Raw genomic sequence first — 4,104 nt, forward strand, 5'->3', positions numbered from 1 at the left:
GGTATAATAGGAATGAAAAATTAAAGAAGCAAGATTTTATATCTGGGGATGGTTGCCTTTATATTTAATTGCTACATTAATTATTTCATATTTAGGTAATTCAGGAATTAATAAGATACCGTTTCGATATGATAACATATTATTTATGGCTATTTCAATAATCTTTTATTATTGGGGATATCAAGCTGATAAAAAATATGAATATTAAAAGAATTATTTTTAAATTTTTTATTTATTTTTATCATAATAAATATAAATTTAACTCCATATTATTACCTAAGGGGATGCAAATGGTTTATGGCCTAAATAAAAACCAATGGATACAGGTAATATCTGCATGGCTTGGTTGGCTTTTAGATGGCTATACAACTATTGCATATGCGTTGGTTGCATTAACAATATCTTCCATTTTCTTTCCTCCCTATTTAAAAGTTTTAGGTATTGTCTTAACTTTTGCAGGTTTTGGGGTTGGTGCATTAGCTAGATCAATAGGTTCTTTAGTTTTAGGCAACTTTTTAGGAGATAAAATGGGAAGAAAAAATATGCTTGTTATTACAATCTTAGGCTTTTCCTTTTTATCTGCATCAAAAAGTGTATTGCCTGGTTATAATAAGTTAGGGATTTTTTCACCAATTCTTTTATATCTAATATTATTTTTTGAAGGCTTGTTTGCAGGCGCAGAATATGGGGGAGGGTCAACTTTAGCTATGGAAAGTACTCCTCCAGATAAAAGAGGTTTTGTAGGTAGCTTTGTGCAAAGTGGATATGGAACAGGTTACTTTATTGTTTCTTTGGTTTTATCTTTTATTTCTATGATAACAGGAAAATCCTTCTCAACAATAGGATGGAGAATATTATTTGCAACAGCTATCATTCCTGGTATCATTGCTTTTGCAATAAGAATATTTGCTAAGGAAACAAACATATTCGAAGAAATGAAAGAAAAAAAGGAAATAGAAAAGATTCCATTGAAATCTTTGTTTAAATACTCTCCAAAACAAATGATTATTGGATTGCTCATAACAACAGGTCTCCTTGCTATTAATACAGCGACTTTTTCCTTTTGGCCTTCCGTTATGTATAATTTAAAATATAATGAAGAAATAATTGGCTTTTCAGTTGCTGTAATTAATCTAGTATCTTTATTCGGTGTATGGTTTGGTGGTTTTTTGGCTGATATAATAGGTGGTAGGAAAAAGCCTATGATTATTTATGGAATAATTTTTGCATTTTTATCGTATTTTTTAATTAAGTATGGCTATACAGAAAAATTAACCATTTTTGTAACTCTATTTTCAATTCAGGCTTTTATTGAGGCTATGATATTTTCAACAATACCAGCTTTTCTATCAGAATTGTTTAGTAAAAAGTATAGAACAACTGCTGTTGGATTTACATATAATGGTGGAGCAATTATAGGAGGCTTTGCAATAAGTTTTATTTATGCAATTTCATTCATAGGTTTGGTAAACGCATGGCTAATAATCCTATATGTTTTTACTATAATAATGTTGATAGGCATATTTTTGGCCCCAGAAACTTGGAGAAAATCAGCTAATGAAGATATGATAAAAAGGTGAAAAAATGAAAATTATTAACGGTTTTAAAATATGCGGTTATGAGGATGAAATTGCTTTATCAGGTATAACAGCTATTTTTCCAAAAAAAGGAAATATAGCTAGTGTTTACGTTGCAGGAGGATCTCCAGGAACAAGGGATACAGAAGTTATAGATCTTGAAAGAAGAGAAAATCATGAAGTAAATGCAATAGCAATAGTGGGAAGGAGCATGTATGGCTTAAGAGCTGTAGAAGGTATTGTCGAATCATTAAGGAAAGATGGAGTTGGATTTAAAGTAAATGATAATATAATTGTTCCCATAGTTCCTGCAGCCGTAATATTTGACTTTTATTATAATGATATCTTGCCTGATGAGTCATGGGGGATTAAATGCTATAAAAATATGGGTGATGAGGTTATAATTGGAGATCATTGGGCAGGAAAGGGTGCAACTGTTGGAAAACTTATGGGAATTAAATATATGATGAAAAGTGGTCAAGGTTTCTATAAGGAATCCATTGGAAATGTTGAAATAGGTGTATTAAGTGTTGTCAATTCTATAGGAGAAGTTGTAAATGAAAAGAATGAAATAATTGCTGGGGTTAAAGTAAAAGACAAAATCATGCCATTTAATGAAATTATAAAGAACAAATTACTGAAAAAATCTTATATAAATACAACTGTTTCAATAGTTATGACTAATGTGAAGGCAACTCCTGAGCAGGTTAAGTTGTTTGCTAAATCAGCATACATAGGTTTATCAAGGAGGATCAGACCCTTTAGTTTATCACTAGATGGTGATATAGTTTTCGCTGTAACAACAAATGAAGTTGAAGAGGATTTAGATTTAATTAGAGGGGCGATAGAGGATATAGCATCTAAAAGTGTTTTATCTATATGGGGATTATAGATGGATATAGATGATGCCATAGATGCAATAAAGAAAGATATGATAAATTTTTTAATAAAAATTATAAACATACCTACGGAAAATCCTCCAGGATTAAATTATGAAAAGTTTGTTGATTACGTTTCAGAATACTTAAAATCATTAGATTACAAAGTAGAAATAGTGAAGCCTAATAAAGAAGAGCTAAAGCAACTTGTTAAATTTGGAGAAGGTGAAAGGCCTAATATAGTTGCAACTTATGGAAATAGCGGAGTAAAAATAGGCTTTAATTCTCATTACGATGTAGTTCCTTCTGGTAAAGGGTGGTCTCACGATCCATATAATGCTGTGATAGAAAATGGAAAAATATATGGAAGAGGATCATCTGATATGAAATCTGGTATAGCTGTACAATTATTCGCAGTAGAAGTATTAAAGATGCTCTATGATATAAAAAATATTACAGTTAAACAATTTATTGTGCCAGATGAAGAAACTGTAGGCAATAGAAACGCTGGCACCTATTATCTAGTAGAAAAAGGGTATATAAACAAAAAGAATTTGGATTATTTAATTTTTACCGAACCATTAAATCCAACAAACATTGGAATTGGCCATAGAGGTGCATTATGGGGCTTTTTTAAGCTAAAAGGAATAAAGTCTCATGGAGGCTTTCCACAAAAAGGTGGAGATACCATAAGATGCGCAGCTAAAATAATAAACTATATCTATGAAATATTAGAGAATGGATCTAATATTGTATCAAAATATCCTATTATACCAGAATCATCTAGAAGGCCTTCATATTTGGTAGGCACAATAAATGGAGGTGATTGGATGAACACAGTTTCTGATTATTTAACTTTCTCTTATGTTAGAAGGATTGTACCAGAAGAAAAAATTGATTCTGCTATTAATGAAATAAATGATATAATTGATTATGGTAAAAGAACATGTCCAAATGTTAATATAGAATTCGATCAGTATTATATTACAGATAGTATAATATTTGAAAATAGTCAGGGGGTTAAATTAATAAGTAAGATAATAAAAGATGTTTATAGCGTTGAGCCTATCTTAGTTTTATCCCCAGGAACATTTGATATTAGGTTTGTATATAATAAAGGTATTGACACATTTAATTATGGTCCAGGATTACTGGAAATGGCACATGCAACTGATGAATACGTTTATATAGAAGATTTGGTAAAATCTACAAAAGTTATTGCTTTGTTTTTAAAACAATTCATTAAATAGCATTTAATTAATTATTAAGTTCGGAATTGTATTAATCACTGTTTGCTAAATTCTTTATAAATTCCCATAGAGGATCAAAGGCTGCAATTTTATCCATATTTATTCCAATCTTATACTTTAAAAAATTTGTGATTATTCTATTATTATCAATTTTATATCCAAATATTTTAGCATAAAGAATAGATTTCAATGTAGGTAAATCCGCATTAAAATTTAATCCAAAGACACTTATTTCATTATTTTTCTTTGAAAGATTTTTATTATAATTCATATATTTTAACAATAAGTTGGTTGATTTTATTAGTCCTATAGGTTTTTTCTTGAACACATAAAATAATGTTTTGGGTAAAAAATTTTCTTATAACCATCTATTATGATTATATCGGCCAAATTGTCTCC

Annotated in this window: 4 protein-coding genes; 3 read left to right on the plus strand and 1 reads right to left on the minus strand. The window is 29.5% G+C overall.

Features of this window, described 5'->3' with window-relative positions; genetic code table 11:
• The first annotated feature begins 290 nt into the window (after positions 1 to 290).
• From ACP5GV_RS07890 to ACP5GV_RS07900, 3 genes are read left to right on the plus strand one after another with little or no spacing between them, the layout of a single operon-like run.
• On the plus strand, positions 291 to 1,580 hold the full coding sequence (locus ACP5GV_RS07890; RefSeq protein ID WP_428103223.1) for an MFS transporter: 1,290 nt from the start codon (positions 291 to 293) through the stop codon (positions 1,578 to 1,580).
• 4 nt (positions 1,581 to 1,584) lie between these two features.
• On the plus strand, positions 1,585 to 2,469 hold the full coding sequence (locus tag ACP5GV_RS07895; protein ID WP_428090681.1) for a P1 family peptidase: 885 nt from the start codon (positions 1,585 to 1,587) through the stop codon (positions 2,467 to 2,469).
• The gene (locus ACP5GV_RS07900) at positions 2,470 to 3,705 is read left to right on the plus strand and encodes a M20 family metallopeptidase (protein ID WP_428103225.1); all 1,236 of its coding nucleotides are present in this window, start codon (positions 2,470 to 2,472) and stop codon (positions 3,703 to 3,705) included.
• 31 nt (positions 3,706 to 3,736) lie between these two features.
• On the opposite strand, the gene ACP5GV_RS07905 is transcribed toward ACP5GV_RS07900, so the two are convergent.
• Positions 3,737 to 3,976, minus strand: a complete 240-nt coding sequence (locus ACP5GV_RS07905; RefSeq protein ID WP_428103227.1) for a hypothetical protein — start codon at positions 3,974 to 3,976, stop codon at positions 3,737 to 3,739.
• Positions 3,977 to 4,104: the final 128 nt, after the last annotated feature.

The sequence above is a fragment of the Caldisphaera sp. genome, from assembly GCF_049974385.1.
Taxonomy (GTDB): Archaea; Thermoproteota; Thermoprotei_A; order Sulfolobales; family Acidilobaceae; genus Caldisphaera.